Origin of the sequence: Halomonas chromatireducens, assembly GCF_001545155.1 — a bacterium.
GTDB lineage: Bacteria > Pseudomonadota > Gammaproteobacteria > Pseudomonadales > Halomonadaceae > Halomonas > Halomonas chromatireducens.
On the sequence record NZ_CP014226.1, the window covers coordinates 650,884 to 672,087 of the forward strand.

Sequence of the window (21,204 nt, forward strand, 5' to 3'; positions counted from 1 at the left end):
CCGATTTGGGGCAATTGCGTCGAGTCGATCAGGCGCGCTAGCGCTGATGCAGTCGTCTGGTTCTGCTATGTACACTCAGTGTGGCAGCGCACCGACGCGGCTATCGTCCCGGCTGACACTACCGGATCTACACTCCAGGAATGATGCGGCGGGAGTTGCCGGTGGACTTGAAAAGCGGTTATCCGTTCTGGGCGGTCAAGAATGGCCTGATGTATGCCTTCCCGCAGGTTGATGCCGATCTGAGCTGCGATGTCGCGGTGGTGGGCGCTGGCATCACCGGCGCGCTGATCGCTGATGAGCTGGCTGGCCATGGCCACGATGTCGTCGTGCTCGATCAGCGCGACGTGTGCTGGGGCAGCACATCTGCCAGCACCGCCTTGCTGCAGTATGAAATCGATACCCATGCGATAGATCTCGCCAGGCGTTTCGACCAAGCCTCAGCACTGCTTGCTTATCAGTCCAGTTTGCGTGCGATCAGCATGATCGAAGCAGTCGCGCATGCGGTCGGCGATGTCGATTTCGCCAATTGTGAAAGCCTCTACTACGCCAGCAATCGCGCCGATCATCCACGCTTGGCTGACGAATTTGCCTGGCGGAAACAGCACGGATTTCCGGTTCGCTGGCTGAGCCGTGTTGCGCTCAAGGATGAATACGAACTGACGGCGCCATCTGCCATCCTCAGCTCGGTGGCCGCCAGGGTCGATCCCTACCGGCTCGCCTCACGATTGCTGCGTAGAATGCAGCGACAGGGCACGCGCGTGTTCGATCGCACGCAGGTGAAAGCCATCACAGCGACGACGCGCTCGGTACAGCTCACTACAGCCAGTGGCGTCTCGATCAGGGCGAAGCACGCCGTGATTGCCAGCGGTTACGAAGCGCAATGCTGGTTGCGCCAGCGGGTCGCGACGAATCTCAGCAGCTACGCTTACATCAGCGACCCCGTCGATCCTACCGAGCTGGGCTGGTTGGCAAACACGATGCTGTGGGAGTCCGCGCGACCGTATCTGTATCTGCGTAGCACTGGCGATGGACGGCTGTTGGTCGGCGGGGAAGACGATGACCGCGATATCCCGGCTCGGCGTGATCGATCGGTCGACCGCAAGGCGGCGACGCTGCAGCGCAAGGTCTCCCGTTTGTTCCCCCACCTTCATGCACGACCGGCGTTTGCCTGGGCAGGTACGTTTGCTGAAACCAGCGACGGACTGCCGCTGTTTGGTGGCCACCCGCAGTACGGCCCCCGTGTTCTGTTCGCGCTGGCTTATGGGGGTAACGGCATCACTTACAGCATGCTTGGTGCCGAATTGCTGCGCGCGCAAATCGAACGCCGCCGGCACCCATTGACTGCGCTGTTCTCCTTCGCACGGTTGGAACGTCATTGACTGGGGGGCGAAAATCAATGCTCTGGGTTATCGGAGCCACTATTCTGGCCACCAGCTTGGTGCTCGTATTGTTGCAGAACTTCATGACACCCGGGGACGTGATGGAGCGCAAGATCGAACACCACCACGCTGTCTCGGATCCGCAGTTTCGGCGCGAGATGTCGGTTTTGCTTGGCCCTGCGATAGTGGCCGGCAATCAAGTGGCCGCGCTGCAAAACGGCGACGAGATTTTTCCGGCGATGCTGGAGGCCATTCGCTCGGCGCAGGCTTCAATCACGTTCGAGACCTTCATTTACTGGTCTGGTGACATTGGTGAAACATTCTCGAAAGCGCTCTCCGAACGTGCCCGTGCGGGCGTGCCGGTTCGCGTCACCATCGACTGGGTCGGCAGCAACAAGATGGAGCAGTCACTGCTGGACTCCATGCAGGCCGCGGGTGTGCAGTTGCATCGCTATCGGCCGTTGCACTGGTACAACCTGGGCCGCATGAACAACCGCACGCATCGCAAGCTGCTGGTGGTCGATGGCCGCATCGGGTTCACCGGCGGGGTAGGCATCGCGGATCTGTGGACTGGCGACGGAGGCGATCCCGAAAACTGGCGGGACACACACTTCCGGATTGAAGGGCCGGTAGTGGCGCAGTTGCAAGCGGCCTTCAACGACAACTGGATCAAGACCACTGGCCAGGTGCTGAACGGCCCGAGCTATTTTCCGCCCCTAGAGGAGGCGGGTGGGATGGACGCGCATGTCTTCGTTGCCTCGCCATCCGGCGGGAGCGAGAGCATGCATCTGATGTTTCTGCTGGCCATCGCGGCGGCCGAGGAGACCATCGACCTGGCGGCATCCTACTTTGTGCCCGACAGCATGTTAATCGAAGCCCTGATCGCCGCCCGTGGTCGTGAGGTTCGCGTTCGCATCCTGTTGCCTGGGCCGCACATCGATGCTGTGACTGTAAAGATCGCTTCCAAGTCGGATTGGGGCGCGCTGCTTGGCGCCGGTGCCGAGATCCACATCTATCAGCCGACCATGCTGCACACGAAACTGCTGGTCATCGATGACGAGTTTGTGTCGGTGGGTTCAACCAATTTTGACATGCGTTCGATTCGGCTCAATGACGAAGCCAGCTTGAATATCTACAGCAACGATTTCGCCACTCAGATGACCGCAGTGTTCGAGGCCGATCTCCTGTCGGCTGAACCGTATTCCCTGGCTGACTGGAAGAGCCGTCCATGGCGCGAAAAGCTGTCAGAAAAGATTCTTCTACCCATTAGATCGCAGCTTTGAAAACAGGGGAAAATTCAGTCCTGAGGCCTATGTGCTGAGGTGTTTATTGCCGGAGTTTTGTCTGAATAAAATCACCTCGCCTAAGTTTGGCGCCGTACGGACTATGCCCCGGGCTATAACTATATTAAGAGCTCACCCTGCATCGACATGAGTCCATGGTAAGAGGGTGAGTCCAAGTGCAGCGATCATCTGGAGGTCAGCTCATGAACAAGAATCAGGTCACGGGTCATGCGAAAGAAGCGAAGGGAAAGGCAAAGGAAGTTGCTGGCAAGGTGACGGGCAATAAAAGCACGGAGTACAAGGGTAAAGCCGAAAAGCAGGGCGGAAAGGCTGAAGCAAAGTACGGCGATATCAAGAGTGAAAGCAAAAAATCAAAGAAATGAACGATTAATGGCACAGTCGCAGTCCGGCTTGGCGGGCTCAACCCGTGGCTGAGCCACTACCGTAGGAGGCACTCCGATGAAATCGGCTGGCGCGCCCATCAAGGACGCGACAGCCGAGAAATCAGGAGGGCACGTCGGAGACGGTGGCGTTGGGATCCTGACTCATCAGGTCATCGTCGCCTTCGGCGGCGCGGGGGGCAGGTTCGTCGAGCGCCTCGTCGGGAGGTGTGGCAAGCGGTGCTTCCGGCAAGCGTTCCGGCTTGAAAGGATAGCCGTGCTGCTGTTCGCCTGGCGCTTGGTCGGGCCGGCGCGTGACTTTCTTGAACGTATTCGCGGGAGCGGGGGGCTGAATTGGGGATGACATGGTGGCCTCGCGTTCTTAACGGCTTTCACGATGTCGTGAAGCATCGTTAGCACGATTCTGGCACGACGTCAGGCCGCAGTCGGTGCGCTAACGCACCCTCGGCACCGGTTGTGAAAGCGCTTCGAGCGCCCTTGAACCTGGCGGACGAAGCCCGCATCCTATTCGCATGCCACTTTAATCTGACCGGAACTGGCCAATACCGCACCGTTCTGGTCTAGAATAAGGGTATGGGTCAAAATAGCGAGAGACGCAATCTTGGCCCCAGGCGCATCGCCTGCACGGAGTGTGCAATTCGCGATGTACCCGATACATGCAGGGGGAGCCCCTGCCAGTCACAGTGGTAGACACGATGACGATCATGACTTCCAGAATTGAGGTGCGCGAGCACCTTGCCCGCGCCTACTGCCCCACCCGGATTCCCGCCGAGGACGATGCTCGCGTCGCCGAGATCAAGCGGCTGCTCCAGGAGCAGAATGCCGTGCTGGTGGCCCACTACTATACCGACGACGCCATCCAGCAGCTGGCAGAAGAGACCGGCGGCTGCGTCGCCGACTCTCTCGAAATGGCTCGCTTCGGCGCGCGCCACGAAGCCGACACCCTGGTAGTGGCCGGGGTGCGCTTCATGGGCGAGACCGCCAAGATCCTCTCTCCCGAGAAGCGAGTGTTGATGCCGAGCCTGGAGGCGACCTGCTCGCTCGACATCGGCTGTCCCGCCGACGAGTTCGGTGCTTTCTGCGACGCGCATCCCGATCGTACCGTGGTGGTCTATGCCAATACCTCTGCGGCGGTGAAGGCGCGTGCCGACTGGGTGGTGACCTCCTCCATCGCGGTAGACGTCATCGAGCACCTGCAGGCCCGCGGCGAGAAGATACTCTGGGCGCCGGACAAGCACCTGGGTGGCTATATCCAGCAGAAGACCGGTGCCGACATGCTGCTGTGGGACGGTGCCTGCATCGTCCACGAGGAGTTCAAGGCCAAGGGTATCGAGGACTTGAAGGCGCTCTACCCGGAAGCGGCAGTCCTGGTGCATCCCGAGTCGCCGGCCGCGGTGGTCGAACTTGCCGATGTGACGGGGTCGACGTCGCAGCTGATCAAGGCGGCCAAGGAGCTGCCCCACGACACGCTGATCGTGGCCACCGACCGCGGCATCTTCTTCAAGATGCAGCAGGCGGTGCCCGGCAAGACCCTGTTCGAGGCGCCCACCGCCGGTAGCGGTGCGACCTGCAAGAGTTGCGCCCACTGCCCCTGGATGGCGATGAATGCGCTGGACAACATGGCCGGCGCCCTGCGCGAGGGTAGCGGCGAGATCTTCGTCGACGACGCCTTGCGTCACGCCGCCCTCAAGCCACTGGAGCGTATGCTCAACTTCCAGAGGTAGCCAGCAAGAATGACTTCGAAGCAGGCATGCTCGCTTGCGCCGTGACGAAACCCTGACGCTCCACGAGCCGGACCGCGTCGGACTGGAACAAGGTCCCTCTTGCCAGTCCTCAATCGACATCCCTGTCGATTGACGCTGTCCGGCTCGTTTGCGTCAGCGTCCCGGCTAAACCGCTTACATGCCGCTTCTCTCCTTATCGCGGCTAGAACTTCTCCAGCGTTTCGCGGTAGCCCACGAAGTCCTCACGCCGCTGCGCGATGCGCGCTGCAGCGTTGCCATCGGCGCTTCGCTCGGCGACCTGCTTGGCTATGTCGAGCTGCCGAATGGCCTGGTCGATGCTGCCGGTCAGCTGCATATGCTCGGCTCGGGCCAGGTGGCCCCAGGCCTCGCGATCGCTGCGGCCTGCGGCCTCGGCGAGCAGGGTGAAGACCTGGGGGTCCTCCGGACGTCGCTCGGCCAGTTCGCGCAGGACGCGGTATGCCTCGTTGGGATCCCGTTGCAGCAGCGCTTCGCCCATGATGCGGGTGGCAGGCATATAGCCAGGCATCAGCCTCAGCTGGCGTCGGCTTCGCTCGATGGCATCCTCATAGCGACCGGCATCGAAGGCGACCTCCGCGGCGCTGGCGGGAATCATGGCGAGGTCGGGTAGCTCACGGGCCAGGCCATCCAGGGCGGCGAGAGCGCTCTCGGTATTGCCCCGCTGGGCCTCGATCAGAGCGTCGAGATAGCGTCGTGCCGTATCCGGGGCGTCGTCCTGTGCCAGGCGATTGACCGCTTGCTGCGGATCGCGCTGGTGGATCGTCAGCAGGGCGCGGGCGCGAATCAGGTGATAGGTTGGCCCGCTATTGCGAGACTCAGCGGCTTCCAGCTGCGAGGCTCGTGATTCGGCGTCGCTGATCCGGGATTCGGTCAGCGGGTGGGTGAGAAGGAACTCCGGAGGGTTGCCGCCCTGGAGGCTGGCCTGTCGCTGCATGGCGCGGAACATGCGGACCATGGCCTGTGGGTCGAAGCCAGCCTGGGACATGGCTTGCAGGCCGATGCGATCGGCCTCTTGCTCGAAGCGCCGGGAGTAGCTCAACTGATCCTGTATAAAGGCCGCCTGTGAGCCCATGGCGGCGGCCACGCCGGCGTCGCCGCCGCCGCTGGCAGCGATCAGCATGCCGGCCAGCATGGCCGCCATGGCGGGGATCTGGGTCTGCTCGGCACGGGCCTGGCCGCGTGCATAGTGGCGTTGAGAGAGATGGCCCAGTTCATGGGCCAGCACCGAGGCCACCGCATCCTCTTCGTCGGCGAAGGCGAACAGGCCAGCGTTCAGGCCAATGACGCCGCCCGGTACGGCGAAGGCATTGAGGGTGCGACTATCGACCAGGGTCACGACCGTGCGGGATCCATCAACACCGCTGTGGGGAACCAGGCGTGCCAGCAGTGACTCCACATAGTCCTGGGCGATGGGATCCTGCCACTGAGGCGCACGGGCGCGGAACTGGCGCAGCCAGGCGCGGCCCAGGCGATACTCTTCACCGCTTATGGCCTGGCTGCCGGTGGTCAGGCTGGGCAAGCCATAGTCATCCGCGGCGCTAGCCGGACCGGTAAGAACAAGCGCCAGCACCAAGGCGCTGCCGGTCAGGAAGGTGCGGATGTTACGCAGCATGGCCAACCTCGTCATAATGGGGATCGAATGCTTATCCGACATTGATTCGACCTGTAAAGTGCCTTTAAATCTCAGGGGCTTTGACGTTCGCAAGAGCGTCACCCTTATTTGCGACAACCTGCATTCTCCCGGGAGTTACCATGGCTGTGCAACCAGATGACGTGCTCGACGCCTGCGGCCTGCCGTGCCCGCTACCGCTGCTGAAGGCGAAGCAGGGACTGGCCAGGCTCAAGGCCGGCCAGCTTCTTGAGGTCATCGCTACCGATGCGGGTTCCTGGCGTGACTTCGAGACCTTCGCCGAGCAGAGCATTCATGAACTGGTGGCGCGTGAAGAGCGAGGCGAGCGTTTTCACTACTGGATTCGCAAGGGCGAGGAGCCTGTTTCATGACCCTGCGTCAGGTCTTCAAGAGCTGGGTAGATCATTACTTCTCCGATGAGGAGGCAGTGATCCTGCTGGTGGTGCTGATACTGGGCTTCGCGGTAGTGATCCTGTTCGGTCGCATGCTGGCGCCTTTCCTCACCGCCCTCGTGATTGCCTTTCTGCTGCAGGGCGGCGTCAATGCCATGACGCGCCGAGGCGTACCCCACCTGCTGTCGGTGATCGTGGTATTTCTGGGGTTCATTGGCATACTAATGGCGTTGGCCTTCATCCTGATGCCGCTGATATGGAATCAGCTGGTGGGCCTGGTCCAGGAGACACCGCGGATGTTCGCCAGCAGCCAGCGCTGGCTGGGCGACCTGCAGGAGCGCTATCCCAATCTGGTGACGCCAGATCAGGTGCAGGAGTGGATCGGTGTCGCCGGGCGGGAGATGACCCAGTTCGGTCAAAGGATGCTGACCCTGTCGCTAGCCTCGCTGGGCAACGTCCTGTCGTTGATCATTTACCTGGTTCTGGTGCCCATTCTGGTTTTCTTCCTGCTCAAGGACCGCGACCAATTGGTGGCATTCACGCTCTCGCTGATGCCCCAGAAGCGTCACCTGATGACCCGCATCTGGCATGAGATGGACGATCAGATTGCCAACTATGTGCGCGGCAAGTTCATCGAGATCATCATTGTCGGGACCGTGACGTTCTTCACCTTTGCTTTCTTCGGTCTGCCCTATTCGGCGCTTCTGGCGGTACTGGTGGGGTTCTCGGTGCTGGTGCCCTACATCGGTGCTGCCGTCGCAACACTACCGGTGGCGGCGGTTGCCGGATTTCATTTTGGCCTCAGCGACCAGTTCCTCTATGTCTTGATTGCCTATGGCATCATCCAGGCGCTGGATGGCAATGTACTGGTGCCGATCCTGTTTTCTGAGGCGGTCAACCTGCACCCGGTTTCCATCATCGTCGCGGTGCTCTTCTTCGGCGGTGTCTGGGGGTTCTGGGGCATCTTCTTTGCCATTCCACTCGCTACCTTGCTCAAGGCGCTGGTCTACGCCTGGCCTCGTGGCATCCAGCAGCATCAGGCGGAGGAGGGCGTCGTCGAGGAGGTCGTGGAGAAGTGAGGCAGGCAACAGGATGAGAGGGCGGAGGGGCCTCCGCCCAGTACACCGGGCGGAAGCTGTCATTAACCAGCGGCATATAGTGCCTGGGCAGCCTCGAGCACTTCATCGGCATGGCCCGGAACCTTGACGCCACGCCACTCCCGGGCCAGCTTGCCTTCCGCATCGATCAGGAATGTGCTGCGCTCGATGCCCATGTGCTCCTTGCCGTAGAGTTTCTTGAGCTTGATGACATCGAACAGCCGACAGACGGTCTCATCCTTGTCGGAGATCAGCTCAAAGTTGAAGGCCTGCTTGGCCTTGAAGTTCTCCTGGGCACGGATGCCGTCGCGGGACACGCCGAGTACGACCGTATTGGCGGCCTCGAAGTCGCTCATGCGGTCGCGAAAATCGCCGCCCTCGGTGGTGCAGCCGGGCGTGCTGGCCTTGGGATAGAAAAAGAGGACCACCTGCCGGCCCTTGAGTTCGGACAGGGTGACTGTCGTACCGCCGGTGGCGGTAGCGGTAAAGCTTGGCGCGGATTGGCCGATGGCAAGCGTCATGTCGGGGATCCTTGGTTTTTGATAAGGTCTTGATTACACGCAATAGCGCCACGTCTGTCAAAGTCTCCGGTGCGTGCCGCTGTACAGCCTTCGGCCGCCTGAGTACCATTTACCCTTTGCATCGAGGGGCCTGCCGACAATTGGTACCCGAGAGCGGCATGAGCGGAGAGGAACGAGAGGATGATCACTGGCAGTATCGTCGCCCTGGCGACGCCGATGAAGGTCAATGGCGACATCGACTGGGAGGCGCTGCGCCGCTTGGTGAACTTTCACCTCGACAATGGCACCGATGGCATTGTCGCGGCCGGCACCACCGGTGAGCCCACCACCATGTCATTTGCCGAACACTTCGACGTGATACGCACCGTGGTGGAAGAGGTCAACGGTCGCATCCCGGTTATCGCCGGAACCGGAGCCAATGCTACTTCGGAAGCCGTGGAACTGGCACGCTATGCCAGTGAAGTGGGCGCCGATTACTGCCTCTCGGTGTGCCCCTATTACAACAAGCCGACTCAGGAAGGGCTGTATCAGCATTTCAAGGCAGTGGCCGCGGGCAGTCAACTTCCGGTGATTCTCTATAACGTGCCGGGCCGCACCTGCTCGGACCTCTATAACGAGACCGTACTGCGCCTGGCCGAGGTCGACAATATCATTGGCCTGAAGGATGCCACCGGCAACCTGGAGCGTGCCGAGGATCTGATCGGTCGTCTCAAGGGCAGCGGTTTCATGCTTTACTCCGGCGATGACGCCACCGCCTGCGATTTCATGCTGATGGGAGGCAATGGCGACATCTCGGTGACCGCCAACGTCGCACCCCGGGCCATGCACGAGCTGTGTGCTGCCGCCGTGGCTGGCGATGCCGACAAGGCGCACCAGATCAATACGCGGCTGATGCCGCTGCATACCAACCTGGGTATCGAGTCCAACCCGATTCCAGTCAAGTGGGCCCTGCACCGCATGGGACTGCTGGATCCGGGTATCCGACTGCCGCTGACCTGGCTGTCCGAAAAGTACCACTCGACCGTGGGTGAGGCCCTGCAACTGGCAGGGGTGACAGACGACTGACGCTGCGACCGGACCCGATATCCCGACGCCCCGATTAATACGATGCAAGGTGGACGCATGAATTTTGCGCTGAAATGGATGCCGCTGGTGGCGGTTCTCGCCCTGGCAACCGCTGGCTGCGCACGCGATGGCTTCTATGATGACCGTAATATCGACTATGTGGAGGCCCAGCGCAGTGCGCCTCTGGTCCTTCCGGAAGGTCGCAATATCGAGCGCTACCGGGATGCCATGCCGGTTCCGGAGGCCACTGGCACGCTGCGTTCCAGCGAACGCTTCAGTGCACCCAGCCCCGAGCGCTTGGTAGCCGGGCGTGCGACGGAGCGTGACTATGTCGAACGCCGTGAAATCGGCAGCGACCGCTGGCTGGTGGTAGGGGCTGACCCGGGTATGGTCTGGCCTCAGCTGCAGGACTTCGCTCGAGCCCGTGGCCTGCAGGTCCAGGCCAGCGACGATACGCGAGGCGTGCTGGAAACCGACCAGGGCCGCCTGAGCGTTCGGCAGGGCCTACGCGAGGGTGACAGTGAGGTGCGCTGCGACCAGACGGGCCGCCCGGTCGCCGCCTGTCTTGACGCCCTGGAGCAGCACTTCAGTGCACGCAGTGCCACGGCTAGCGCCGCTTCCCTGGCCGGTCAGCAGATCGCTGCTGAGGACCGCTTGCGCCTGGAGCAGCGCGGCGATGGCGAGTGGGTCGTACGGATTCCGCTGGATATCGATCGAGTCTGGGCCGAGCTCAGTCACCAGCTTGAAGCCGACTTCACCGTGGAGGATCGCCGTGAGCTGGTTGAGCAGAACCCTCAGAGCCATGACTTTCTGATCAACTACATGACCGCCTCCGAGCGTGATCGTGGGGTCGTGCAGATCATCATGAGCCCGGATGTACGACAGATGCCCCAGCATATCCGCTTGGCGCTGGAGTCCGAAGGACCCGAGCGGACAACTCTGCGCGCCATCAACGAGAGCGAGCGACGTTTCCTGGAAAGGGATGCCCGTGAGCTGCTGGAGCGGGTGGCAGGCCTGCTGCGCTGATGTCGCAGCTGGCTGCTGCTGACTCGCCGCCGGTCGTCCCGCTGCAGGGGCGGCTGCGGTTTGCGTCGCTGGGCAGCGGAAGCAAGGGCAATGCCACCCTGGTCAGCGACGGTGAGGCATGGGTGCTGGTCGACTGCGGCTTCGGCCTGCGTGAGGCCGAGCGCCGTATGGCCCGGCTGGATATCCATCCTTCCCAGTTGGATGCCGTGCTGGTGACCCATGAGCATGGCGACCACCTGCGCGGCGTGGGGCCGCTGGCACGACGCCATGGCGTGCCGGTCTATATGACCCCGGGCACCTGGCTCTCCGGCCGCCTGGGTGAGGTGCCTAAGCTTCACTGGATCACGCCGCAGTCGCGCTTCGCGATCAAGGGGCTGCTCATCGATCCGATCACCGTGCCCCATGACGCCCGCGAGCCGATCCAGTTCCGTTTCGAGGCGGCCGGTTGCCACCTCGGTGTGCTGACCGACCTGGGGCATCCCAGCGATCATGTGGCAGAGGCATTTCGTGGCTGCGATGCGCTGATTCTCGAATGCAACCACGACCCGCACCTGCTGCAGACGGGCCCCTCCCCGCCGACGCTAAAGCGTCGCGTGGGCGGCAACTGGGGGCATCTGGCCAACGGCCAGGCGGCCACGCTGCTTGCCCGGCTGGGGCTGGATCGCCTGCAGCGAATCGTCTGCTCTCACCTTTCCGAACACAACAATCGCCCCGAGCTGGCGCTCGAGGCGCTGACGCCACTGCTCGATGGCGATGCCTCCCGTCTGACGATTGCCGCTCAGGACCACGGGCTGCAATGGCAGGCGGTGAGCTGAGAGCCCCCCCTTTCGTCTTGCGATAACCCTTTCTGGAGACCCCCATGGAAAAGCGCCAAGAACTCTATGCCGGCAAGGCCAAGTCGGTCTTTGCCACCGATGATCCGGATCGTGTGGTCCTGCAGTTTCGCGACGACACCAGCGCCTTTGACGGCGAGCGCATGGAGTCGCTGGCGCGCAAGGGCATGGTCAACAACCGCTTCAATGCCTTCATCATGGGCAAGCTCGAGGCGGCAGGTATTCCGACTCACTTCGAGCAGTGCCTCTCCGACACCGAGAGCCTGGTCAAGACGCTCACGATGATCCCGGTGGAGTGCGTGGTGCGCAATATCGCTGCCGGTGGCCTGGTCAAGCGCCTCGGCGTGGAGGAGGGGCGCGAGCTCTCGCCGCCAACCTTCGAGCTGTTTCTCAAGAACGACGCCCTGCATGATCCGATGATCAACGAGTCGCTGGCGGAGACCTTCGGCTGGGCCACGCCGCAGCAGCTGGCCGAGATGAAGGCACTGACCTTCAAGGTCAACGCGGTGCTCAAGCAGCTCTTCGCTGACGGCGGCCTGCCGCTGGTGGACTACAAGCTGGAGTTCGGCCTGTTCAAGGGACGGATCGTGCTGGGCGATGAGTTCTCACCGGATGGCTGCCGCCTGTGGGACGCCAAGACGCGGGACAAGATGGACAAGGACCGCTTCCGCCAAGGGCTGGGCGGCGTGATCGAGGCCTACGAGGAAGTGGGGCGGCGGATTGGCGTCGACTTTACGTAGACGTTAGATGTCGACGACTCAGATGTTGCTGTCTGGATGTCACTGAATAAAGGGCCCCGCGGGGCCCTTTGTCGTTGCCGGCCACCGTTCAGGCCGGCACGATCTCGACCACCCGGATCCTGGAGGCCTCTGCGTCGTTATCTATCTGGAAGCGAACGTCCACGTCGCGCAGCCTTACCCCATAGACCCGTGCTTCGCCCCCCTGGCGCCCCGCACCGTGATAGGCAGGCCGCGGGTCCTGGGCCAGGACCTGGATGACCAGCTCGCGCAGCGAGGCGCCATCGGGCCGTGTTGCCAGGGCGGCTTCCGCATCGGCCGAGAAACCCACCGCAAGCCGTAACGGCGCTTCCGGTGCAAAACCGGCGCGGGCTTCGGGGCGTGCTTCCGCCCAGGGCAGGTAGGGCTTGATATCGAGCACCGGGGTGCCACTGACCAGGTCGCAGCCGCGCAGCTCGAGGCATACCCCGCCGCGGGTATCGATGTCGATTAGTTCCACCAGCGATAGCCCGAGGCGGTTGGGGCGGTGGGGGCTGCGGCTGGCGAAGACGCCGACCCGGGCATTGCCCCCCAGCCGGGGCGGGCGTACCAGCGGCGCCCAGCGCCGATCGGGGCTAAGGTGGAAGATGAAGGTCAGCCACAGGTGGCTGAACTCCTCCAGTCCGCGCACGGCGAGGGGGTCGGAGAAGGGGGGGGAGAGCACCAGGCGGGCGCGGGCGGCCGGCGCCAGGACCGGCTGTCGGGGGATGCCGAACTTGTCGGGGAAGTCGCTGGCGATGTGGCCAATGGGTTGCATCGCGAAGTCGGCGTCAGGTTGTGCAGGAGTCATGGCGCCGATTATGCCCACCATTGGCCGCGACAGCGAGCTTGTGTAACCTGCGTGCCGGGTTTGTCACTTACAGCAGGAACAACGGGGTGGAAACGATGACGACCACGGAAGCGCCATCGGCGCCTGCCCAGTCTCCACGGATCATCTATCGCCAGGCCATGGCCCGCGACGGAGCCGACCAGGCTGAAGTCTTCCACCATGCCGTCATGCAGGGCGCGGCGTCCCACTACAGCGTTAAACAGCGGGAGGCATGGGCGAACTCGCTGCCGCGCGAGGCGAGCGTATGGGGGGCGCGTCAGGCGCTCTATACGACGCTGGTTGCCGCCTGCGACGGTCGCTGCGTGGGCTTTCTCGAACTGAACGTTTCCGAAGCCCATATCGAGACGCTCTATGTCTGGCCCTCGCTGGCACGGCGGGGTATCGGCACGACCCTGCTGGTCCACGCCAAGCGACTGCTGCTGGAGCACGGCTGCGAGAGGGTCACCATCGATGCCAGCTTGATGCTGGCTGACAGCCTGCTGCGTCGCGGCTGGCAGGACCGTGGTGAGGAGTGGCTGGAGCGTGGCGGGGAGCGGCTTCCGCGTCGGCGACTGGAGAAGCGGCTGGTAGCGGTGGAAACCTGAGAGAATGGTACGGGGAGTGTCGCGCAACGCCTTGCGGTCTAAGCCGGGGCAAGGCGTCGCGGATGGGTTGGCTCCGCTAGGAGTTGCCCAGCTCGACGATGCGCATCGACAGGTCGATGGCCTTGATGTCCTTGGTCAGGGCACCGCTGGAGATGCAGTCGACGCCGGTGTCGGCGATGGCGCGCAGGGTGGTCTCATCCACATTGCCTGACGCCTCCAGGGTGGCACGCCCGGCATTGCGCTTCACCGCCTCGCGCATGTCGTCTAGGGAGAAGTTGTCGAGCATCACGATGTCGGCGCCGGCGGCCAGAGCCTGGTCGAGTTCCTCGAAGCTCTCCACCTCCACTTCCACCGGCAGGTCACTGGCGATACGGCGGGCGGCCTTCACCGCCGCCTCGATTCCGCCGCAGGCAGCGATGTGGTTCTCCTTGATCAGGAAGGCGTCATAGAGTCCGATGCGGTGGTTGTGCCCGCCGCCACAGGTGACCGCATACTTCTGTGCCAGGCGCAGCCCGGGCAGGGTCTTGCGGGTGTCGAGCAGGCGCACGCCGGTGCCTTCGAGCAGCATCGCGTAGTGGCGTGTGCGGGTAGCGGTAGCCGACAATGTCTGCAGCAGGTTCAGCGCCGCCCGCTCTCCGGTGAGCAGGCTGCGGGCGGGGCCTTCGAGTTCGAGAAAGCACTGGCCCGCTTCCAGCGGGTCGCCATCGGCAGCGCTCCAGCGCAGGGTGACGCTGACATCGAGTCGGCGAAAGAGCTCCTCGACCCAGGCCATGCCGCAGAGTACCGCCGGCTCGCGGGTGATCACCCGGGCGCTTGCCCACTGGGTATCGGGAATCAGCTGAGCGGTGATGTCGCCGGGGCCGACATCCTCGGCGAGCAGGTGAGCCGCGCTGGCGCGGATCTCTTCGATAAGGGCATCCTGATAATGCATGGCAGGCCTTTTCGGGTTCATGGAGCGCATGGGCAAGGAGCTGCAAGACCGTCATTATAGGGAACTACAGCGAGGGCGTCAGGGGAGCGAGATGAGAATCGACAGCGGCTGGTTACAGGGAGCGCGACAGGTGCCGTCACCGAATCAGGACAGGCGGCCCGAGCATGAAGTTTCGGCGGTGGGGCTGCATTCGATCAGCCTGCCTCCCGGCGAGTACGGCGGTGACCATATCGAGCGCCTGTTCACCAACCGCCTCGATCCCGACGCGCACCCCTTCTTTGCGGCCATTGCCGAGTTGAAGGTATCGGCGCACCTGTTGATTCGCCGCGATGGCGAGTGCGTACAGTTCGTGCCCTTCGATCGTCGTGCCTGGCATGCCGGTCGCTCCTGCTGGATCGAGGGGGGGCGTGCGCGACGTGCGCTCAACGACTTCTCCATCGGCATCGAGCTGGAAGGTAATGAGGTCAGTGCCTATCGGGAGGCCCAGTATCGAACCCTCGCGCATGCTGTGCAGGCGCTCATGGACGACTATCCTGATATCACGCCAGGGCGCATTACCAGTCACGCGCGTATCGCCCCGTTGCGTAAGGCCGATCCGGGGCCTGCCTTCGACTGGGCCTACTTCCGCCACTGCCTTGGCTGATTGGAAAGAGGAAATGCTGTGTCTACAGGAACATGGATCGAATCATACGGTAGTTTTATTACATGCGCTGTTTCAGCTGGGCGGTCTATGCTCAAGCGCGCCTAAGGGCTTGTGTTGCAATGCAATGTGGTTGTTATGGAAACTTTTTCCATTCTGTTTTAATTGGCAGGGAGGCGACTTTCCGGTATGTTCTACGCCATTAGTGGTATCCAGCGCCACGTTGTTCCGTAATTTCACTACAAGAGCCGCCCGGCGGCCCCGATTTCCCTGATCGTCAGTAAGAACATGCCCCACCTACCCGCTGGGGTTTCCTGACATCACATTGTCACTCGGAGAGACGTCTATGAGTCTTGAGGCAAGAGAAGATTTCGATCCGGTCGAAACCACGGAATGGATAGATTCCCTGGAGTCGGTCCTGGATCGTGAGGGCGAAGATCGCGCCCGGTACCTGCTGACGCGCCTGGCTGACCGGCTACGCCGTGACGGAATGCAGGCTCCCTTCTCGGTGACGACGCCGCATCGCAACACCATACCGGTGCATCGCGAAGCGCCCATGCCGGGCGATCTGTTCATGGAGCGTCGGATCCGCTCCCTGATTCGCTACAACGCCATTGCCCAGGTCATACGCAACAATCGGGCGAATCCCGGGCTGGGTGGTCATATTGCCAGCTTCATGTCGGCAGCGACTCTGTACGACGTGGGCTTCAACCATTTTTTCCGAGCGCCCAATGGCGACTTCGAAGGCGATCTGGTCTATATCCAGGGCCATGTGGCCCCTGGCGTCTATGCCCGTGCCTACCTGGAAGGGCGTCTCACCGAGGCGCAAATGGACAAGTATCGACAGGAAGTCGATGGCGACGGTCTCTCCTCCTACCCGCACCCCTGGTTGATGCCGGACTTCTGGCAGTTCCCCACGGTTTCCATGGGCCTGGGGCCGATCCAGGCGATCTACCAGGCTCACGTGATGAAGTATCTGGATTCACGTGAACTCAAGAACATGTACGATCGCAAGATCTGGTGCTTCATGGGAGACGGCGAGTGCGACGAGCCGGAATCCCTTGGCGCTATTTCTCTTGCCGGCCGTGAAAAGCTCGACAACCTGATCTTCGTGATCAACTGCAACCTGCAGCGTCTCGATGGTCCGGTGCGTGGGAATGGCCGGATCATGGACGAACTCGAGGGCGTCTTCCGTGGTGCCGGTTGGAACGTGCTCAAGGTGGTCTGGGGCCGGCTCTGGGATCCGCTGTTCGAGAAGGACAAGAAGGGCATCCTGCAGCAGCGCATGGATGAGGCAGTCGACGGCGAGTACCAGAACTACAAGGCCAACGGTGGCGCCTATACCCGCGAGCATTTCTTCGGCAAGTACCCGGAAACCGAAGAGATGGTCAAGCACATGTCCGATGAGGACATCTGGAAGCTCAACCGCGGCGGTCATGACCCCTTCAAGGTCTATGCGGCCTACAACGAGGCGGTCAACAACCCCAACGGCAAGCCTACCGTGATTCTGGCGCACACGGTCAAGGGTTACGGGATGGGCAGCGGCGACGGCGAAGCGGCCAACGAGGCGCACCAGGTCAAGACCATGGAGTACGAGGCGCTGCGCAAATTCCGCGACCGCTTCGGCATTCCTCTCACCGACGAGCAGCTCAAGGAGGTGCCGTACTACAAGCCGGAGGATGACTCCCCCGAGCTCAAGTACATGCACCTGCAGCGTGAACGTCTGGGCGGCTACCTGCCCCAGCGCCGCAGTGACTTCGAGGCGCTCGAGATTCCCTCGCTGGACGACAAGATATTCGCTTCCCAGACCGGCGGCTCGAAGGGCCGGGAAGTCTCTACCACCATGTCGTTCGTGCGCGTGCTCAATGGCCTGGTGAAGCACAAGAAACTCGGTAAGCAGGTGGTGCCGATCATACCCGATGAGGCACGCACCTTCGGCATGGAGGGGATGTTCCGCCAGCTCGGTATCTACACCTCCGAAGGCCAGAAGTACGAGCCCGTCGACAAGGGCCAGATCATGTTCTACCGCGAGGACAAGCAGGGGCAGATCCTCGAAGAGGGCATTACCGAGGCGGGCGCCATGTCGGCGTGGATCGCCGCGGCAACCTCCTACAGCAACAACAACCTGACGCTGTTGCCGTTCTACGTCTACTACTCGATGTTTGGCTTCCAGCGCATCGGTGACCTGGCCTGGGCTGCCGGTGATCTTCAGGCCCGCGGCTTCCTGGTCGGTGGTACCGCGGGGCGGACCACCCTGAATGGCGAAGGTCTGCAGCACCAGGATGGCCATAGCCATCTTCAGGCGTCCACCATTCCCAACTGCCGTAGCTATGATCCGACCTATGGCCATGAGGTGGCGGTGATCGTCCAGGATGGCCTGAAGCGCATGTTCGCCGACAAGGAGAACTGCTTCTACTACCTGACAGTGATGAACGAGAACTACGAGCATCCCGAACTCGACGAGCTGCCGGCCGAGGACATCATCAAGGGCATGTACCGCCTGCGCGAGGTGAAGGGCGACAAGGGGCACGTACAGCTGCTTGGTTGCGGCACCATCCTGCGGGAGGTCGAAGTGGCCGCCCAGATGCTCGCCGACGAGTGGGGGGTTGGCTCCGAAATCTGGAGTGTCACCAGCTTCAATGAACTCCGCCGCGAGGCACTGGGTCTGGAGCGTGAGGCATTCCTGAATCCGGGTGACGAGCCGGTAAAGCCGCACGTCACGCGCTGCCTCGAGGGCCGCGAGGGGCCTGTCATTGCCTCGACCGACTACATGCGCCTGTTCGCCGATCAGGTTCGTGCCTGGGTCCCGAACGACTACCATGTACTAGGGACCGATGGCTATGGGCGCTCCGACACTCGCGAAAAGCTTCGCCATTTCTTCGAGGTCGATCGTTACTTCGTGACCGTCGCTGCACTCAAGGCATTGGCCGACCGCGGCGAGCTGGACCGCAAGGTCGTCGCCGAGGCGATCAAGAAGTACGGCATTGATCCCAGCAAGCCTAATCCGCTGACCAGCTGATTCCGGTGGCCAGGCGGGCCCTGGGCCCGCCTGCTCCAGGCACGATTTGGAAGGAGCGCGACCTTGAGTAGCGAAATCATAAAAGTTCCCGACATCGGCGGCAGTGAAGATGTCGAAATCATCGAAATCGCGGTGTCCGAAGGCGACGTCATCGACGCCGAGGATACCTTGATCACTCTGGAGTCCGACAAGGCCAGCATGGACGTGCCCGCGCCCAAGGGCGGTAAGGTGTTGAAGGTGCTGGTCAAGGAGGGCGATACCGTTTCCGAGGGCGACGACATCGTTGAGCTCGAGGTGGAAGGCGGTGGCAGCGACGATGCCGGCGGCGAGGAAGAGGCCGACAAGCCTGAGCCCAAGCGTGACGAGTCGGCGACCAAGCAGGACTCCCAGGCAGCCGAGCAGAAGCCGGCGGCGAAGAAGAGTTCCGGTGGCGGCAAGCGCACCGTCGAGATCACGGTACCCGACCTGGGTGGCTCCAGTGATGTAGAGATCATCGAGGTGGCGGTGGCCGAAGGCGACGACATCGCGGCTGAAGATACCCTCTTTACCCTGGAGTCGGACAAGGCCTCCATGGATGTGCCGAGTCCCCATACCGGCAAGCTGGTCACGCTGACGGTGAAAGAGGGCGATACGGTTTCCGAGGGCGATGTGGTCGGGACCATGGAAATTGCCGGCGAGGGCGCTGACGAAGGCGGCGAGCCGGAAGCGTCGTCCAGCGAGGGTGCTGGCGACGAAAAGTCCCCTGAGGCCCCGGCCGAGGAGGAGAACGCCAGCAGCGGTGAGCCCGAGCGCAAAGAGATTCGTGTGCCGGATCTGTCTGGCGCCAGCGACGTGCCGATCATCGAGATGGCCGCCAGCGAAGGGGACGAGGTCAACGAGGAAGACCCGTTGATCACCCTGGAGTCGGACAAGGCCAGCATGGATGTACCGAGCCCCTACAAGGGCAAGCTGGTGGAGCTCACCGTCAAGGAGGGCGACACCGTCTCCGAAGGTGACTTGATCGGCTATATCGAAGTGGCCGGTGCCAAGCCGACCGCCAGCAAGGAGCAGAGCAAGAAGCCGGCCGAGCAGAAGGCGTCGGCATCTTCGGCAAAGGCGGACAAGCCTGCTCCGACGTCGGGCGGGACGCCGAGCCCTGAAGCGCAGATGGCAGCGCACAAGCCGCGGGACGGCAAGCTGGTGCATGCCGGTCCGGCGGTGCGCATGCTGGCCCGGGAGCTGGGGGTGGACCTGGGTTTGGTCAAGCCCAGCGGCCCGAAGGAGCGGGTGCTGAAGGAGGACGTTCACGCCTACGTCAAGCAAGTCATGAGCGGTAAGTCTCAGCCAGCGGCGCCGTCTCCGGCAGCCACGGGTGGTGCCGGTATTCCGCCGATTCCCGAGGTCGACTTCAGTCAGTTCGGCGAAGTGGAAGAGAAGCCCATGGGGCGCCTGCTCAAGATGGGCGCCACCAACCTGCATCGCAGCTGGCTCAACGTGCCCCATGTGACTCAGTTCGATGAGGCGGACATTACCGAGCTGGAAGCGTTCCGCAAGGCGATGAAGGCCGAGGCCGAGGCACAGGGCGCCAAGCTCACGCCACTGCCCTTCCTTGTCAAGGCCTGCGCCTTTGCGCTTACCAAGTTCCCGCAGTTCAACGTCAGCCTGAAGGGAGACGGTGAGACCCTGGTGTGGAAGAAGTATGTTCACATCGGGATCGCGGTAGACACACCGGATGGGTTGATGGTGCCGGTGGTACGCGATGCCGACAAGAAGTCACTGATCGAAATTGCCACTACCATGGCCGAGCTTGGCAAGAAGGCACAGACCAAGAAGCTCAAGCGCGAAGAGATGACCGGCGGTTGCTTTACGATCTCGAGCCTTGGCTCCATTGGCGGCACGGCCTTCACGCCTATCGTCAATGCACCGGAAGTGGCCATTCTCGGCGTCTCCAAGGCGCAGATGAAGCCGGTCTGGAACGGTAGTGACTTCGAGCCGCGGTTGATGATGCCGCTGTCGCTCTCCTACGACCACCGGGCCATTAACGGTGCCGATGCGGCGCGATTCACGGCCTTCCTGGCCGATGTGTTGACCGACATCCGTCGACTGTTGCTGTAAGCATTGGTTCGACTCCGCACACCGGCGGCGCCTCCTGGGCGTCGCCGGTGTTTTCGTCAGGCCAGGCCAGCCATAGGGAAGACCAAAGTGCAAGTTGTGAGTTAATTGGCTGAAAAGGCTGACTCTTTACCCTGCATGACTGTCCCCGCCAGCGTATTCGAGGTTGTCTGGCCGGGGCCACACGGTTATCGTTCTTTTCCAACCCTTCTTCACCACAGAATTTATCACTCTCTCAAGGAGCAGCCAGATGCGTTTGATCCTGTTGGGCGCCCCGGGTGCCGGCAAGGGCACACAGGCCCAGTTCATCTGCGAACGCTATAATATTCCGCAGATTTCCACTGGCGATATGCTGCGCGCCGCCGTCAAGGAAGGCAGTGAACTGGGGCTGAAGGCAAAGGAGATCATGTCCAGTGGTGGACTGGTTTCCGATGACCTCATCATCGCACTGGTCAAGGAGCGTATTGCCCAGCCCGACTGCGAGAATGGCTTCCTCTTCGACGGCTTTCCCCGCACCATTCCCCAGGCCGATGCCATGAAGGAAGCCGGTGTGAAGATCGACCATGTGCTGGAGATCGCCGTGGCCGATGAGGAAATCGTCAAGCGCCTGGCGGGTCGGCGCGTGCATCCGGGATCCGGCCGGGTCTATCACATCGAATACAATCCCCCCCGTGAAGCGGGCAAGGACGATGTCACCGGTGAGCCCCTGATTCAGCGCGAGGATGACAGCGAGTCGACGGTGCGTCACCGCCTGTCTGTCTATCATGACCAGACCGCTCCTCTGGTCGACTACTACAAGCAGTGGGCCGAGAAGGAGCCCCAGGCGGCTCCCGTCTATCATCGGGTCGATGGCGTGGGTAGTGTCGATGATATTACGGCTCAGGTGCGCCAGGCACTGGACGACTGATTCGGCTTCACGAAAACCGCTCCTTGGATGGCCCGCC

Annotated in this window: 20 protein-coding genes; 15 read left to right on the forward strand and 5 right to left on the reverse strand. The window is 62.2% G+C overall.

Going from position 1 to position 21,204, the window contains the following annotated elements; translation table 11 throughout:
• Positions 1–161 precede the first annotated feature (161 nt).
• The 3 genes from LOKO_RS03085 (at position 162) to LOKO_RS03095 (ending at position 3,045) form a co-directional block, all read left to right on the forward strand.
• Complete coding sequence (locus tag LOKO_RS03085; protein WP_066452192.1) at positions 162–1,379, forward strand: NAD(P)/FAD-dependent oxidoreductase; 1,218 nt, start codon at positions 162–164, stop codon at positions 1,377–1,379.
• A gap of 17 nt (positions 1,380–1,396) precedes the next feature.
• Entirely contained in the window at positions 1,397–2,662 is a 1,266-nt protein-coding gene (locus LOKO_RS03090) for a phospholipase D-like domain-containing protein (RefSeq protein WP_066444880.1), read from the forward strand.
• A gap of 203 nt (positions 2,663–2,865) precedes the next feature.
• Complete coding sequence (locus LOKO_RS03095) at positions 2,866–3,045, forward strand: CsbD family protein (protein ID WP_066444883.1); 180 nt, start codon at positions 2,866–2,868, stop codon at positions 3,043–3,045.
• A gap of 121 nt (positions 3,046–3,166) precedes the next feature.
• Here the strand turns inward: LOKO_RS03095 and LOKO_RS19135 are convergent, their stop codons facing one another.
• Positions 3,167–3,409 (reverse strand): hypothetical protein, encoded by a 243-nt coding sequence (locus LOKO_RS19135; RefSeq protein WP_144439602.1) that lies wholly within the window; start codon positions 3,407–3,409, stop codon positions 3,167–3,169.
• Between the two features lie 349 nt (positions 3,410–3,758).
• On the opposite strand from LOKO_RS19135, the gene nadA reads away from it, so the two are divergent.
• Positions 3,759–4,787 carry a quinolinate synthase NadA gene (nadA, locus tag LOKO_RS03105; protein WP_066444894.1) on the forward strand — a complete coding sequence of 343 codons (1,029 nt, stop codon included), beginning with the start codon at positions 3,759–3,761 and terminating at the stop codon, positions 4,785–4,787.
• 202 nt (positions 4,788–4,989) lie between these two features.
• Here nadA and LOKO_RS03110 read toward each other — a convergent pair whose 3' ends face one another.
• Entirely contained in the window at positions 4,990–6,438 is a 1,449-nt protein-coding gene (locus LOKO_RS03110; RefSeq protein ID WP_066444897.1) for a M48 family metalloprotease, read from the reverse strand.
• Positions 6,439–6,578: 140 nt separating this feature from the next.
• Between LOKO_RS03110 and LOKO_RS03115 the strand changes: the two genes are divergently transcribed.
• Positions 6,579–6,827, forward strand: a complete 249-nt coding sequence (locus LOKO_RS03115) for a sulfurtransferase TusA family protein (protein ID WP_066444901.1) — start codon at positions 6,579–6,581, stop codon at positions 6,825–6,827.
• The gene (locus tag LOKO_RS03120) at positions 6,824–7,927 is read left to right on the forward strand and encodes an AI-2E family transporter (RefSeq protein WP_066444904.1); all 1,104 of its coding nucleotides are present in this window, start codon (positions 6,824–6,826) and stop codon (positions 7,925–7,927) included. The genes LOKO_RS03115 and LOKO_RS03120 overlap by 4 nt, the downstream gene beginning before the upstream one ends.
• Before the next feature lie 62 nt (positions 7,928–7,989).
• On the opposite strand, the gene LOKO_RS03125 is transcribed toward LOKO_RS03120, so the two are convergent.
• A complete protein-coding gene (locus tag LOKO_RS03125) occupies positions 7,990–8,466 on the reverse strand; it encodes a peroxiredoxin (RefSeq protein WP_066444907.1) in 477 nt (158 codons plus the stop codon).
• A gap of 180 nt (positions 8,467–8,646) precedes the next feature.
• Here LOKO_RS03125 and dapA point away from each other — a divergent pair, with 180 nt between their 5' ends.
• The 4 genes from dapA to purC are packed head-to-tail and all read left to right on the forward strand — an operon-like array spanning position 8,647 to position 12,130.
• On the forward strand, positions 8,647–9,531 hold the full coding sequence (gene dapA, locus LOKO_RS03130) for a 4-hydroxy-tetrahydrodipicolinate synthase (protein WP_066444910.1): 885 nt from the start codon (positions 8,647–8,649) through the stop codon (positions 9,529–9,531).
• A 57-nt stretch (positions 9,532–9,588) separates the two neighbouring features.
• Complete coding sequence (locus LOKO_RS03135) at positions 9,589–10,557, forward strand: lipoprotein, NlpB (RefSeq protein ID WP_235588930.1); 969 nt, start codon at positions 9,589–9,591, stop codon at positions 10,555–10,557.
• Entirely contained in the window at positions 10,557–11,372 is an 816-nt protein-coding gene (locus LOKO_RS03140; RefSeq protein WP_066444916.1) for an MBL fold metallo-hydrolase, read from the forward strand. Before LOKO_RS03135 ends, LOKO_RS03140 begins: the two co-directional genes overlap by 1 nt.
• 44 nt (positions 11,373–11,416) lie before the next feature.
• Positions 11,417–12,130 carry a phosphoribosylaminoimidazolesuccinocarboxamide synthase gene (gene purC / locus LOKO_RS03145; protein ID WP_066444919.1) on the forward strand — a complete coding sequence of 238 codons (714 nt, stop codon included), beginning with the start codon at positions 11,417–11,419 and terminating at the stop codon, positions 12,128–12,130.
• A gap of 88 nt (positions 12,131–12,218) precedes the next feature.
• Here the strand turns inward: purC and tsaA are convergent, their stop codons facing one another.
• The gene (tsaA, locus tag LOKO_RS03150; protein WP_066452193.1) at positions 12,219–12,956 is read right to left on the reverse strand and encodes a tRNA (N6-threonylcarbamoyladenosine(37)-N6)-methyltransferase TrmO; all 738 of its coding nucleotides are present in this window, start codon (positions 12,954–12,956) and stop codon (positions 12,219–12,221) included.
• Positions 12,957–13,051: 95 nt separating this feature from the next.
• Between tsaA and LOKO_RS03155 the strand changes: the two genes are divergently transcribed.
• Positions 13,052–13,579 (forward strand): GNAT family N-acetyltransferase, encoded by a 528-nt coding sequence (locus LOKO_RS03155; protein WP_066452194.1) that lies wholly within the window; start codon positions 13,052–13,054, stop codon positions 13,577–13,579.
• Between the two features lie 76 nt (positions 13,580–13,655).
• Here LOKO_RS03155 and nadC read toward each other — a convergent pair whose 3' ends face one another.
• A complete protein-coding gene (nadC, locus tag LOKO_RS03160; protein WP_066444926.1) occupies positions 13,656–14,510 on the reverse strand; it encodes a carboxylating nicotinate-nucleotide diphosphorylase in 855 nt (284 codons plus the stop codon).
• Between the two features lie 91 nt (positions 14,511–14,601).
• On the opposite strand from nadC, the gene ampD reads away from it, so the two are divergent.
• The 4 genes from ampD (at position 14,602) to adk (ending at position 21,167) form a co-directional block, all read left to right on the forward strand.
• Positions 14,602–15,153, forward strand: coding sequence for a 1,6-anhydro-N-acetylmuramyl-L-alanine amidase AmpD (gene ampD / locus LOKO_RS03165; RefSeq protein WP_066452195.1), 552 nt, complete (start codon positions 14,602–14,604; stop codon positions 15,151–15,153).
• A gap of 343 nt (positions 15,154–15,496) precedes the next feature.
• Entirely contained in the window at positions 15,497–18,169 is a 2,673-nt protein-coding gene (aceE, locus tag LOKO_RS03170; protein ID WP_066444929.1) for a pyruvate dehydrogenase (acetyl-transferring), homodimeric type, read from the forward strand.
• A 63-nt stretch (positions 18,170–18,232) separates the two neighbouring features.
• Positions 18,233–20,263 carry a pyruvate dehydrogenase complex dihydrolipoyllysine-residue acetyltransferase gene (gene aceF / locus LOKO_RS03175; protein ID WP_066444933.1) on the forward strand — a complete coding sequence of 677 codons (2,031 nt, stop codon included), beginning with the start codon at positions 18,233–18,235 and terminating at the stop codon, positions 20,261–20,263.
• Between the two features lie 247 nt (positions 20,264–20,510).
• Positions 20,511–21,167: an adenylate kinase gene (adk, locus tag LOKO_RS03180; RefSeq protein ID WP_066444935.1), complete on the forward strand. Its 657-nt coding sequence runs from the start codon at positions 20,511–20,513 to the stop codon at positions 21,165–21,167.
• The last annotated feature ends 37 nt before the right edge of the window (positions 21,168–21,204 follow it).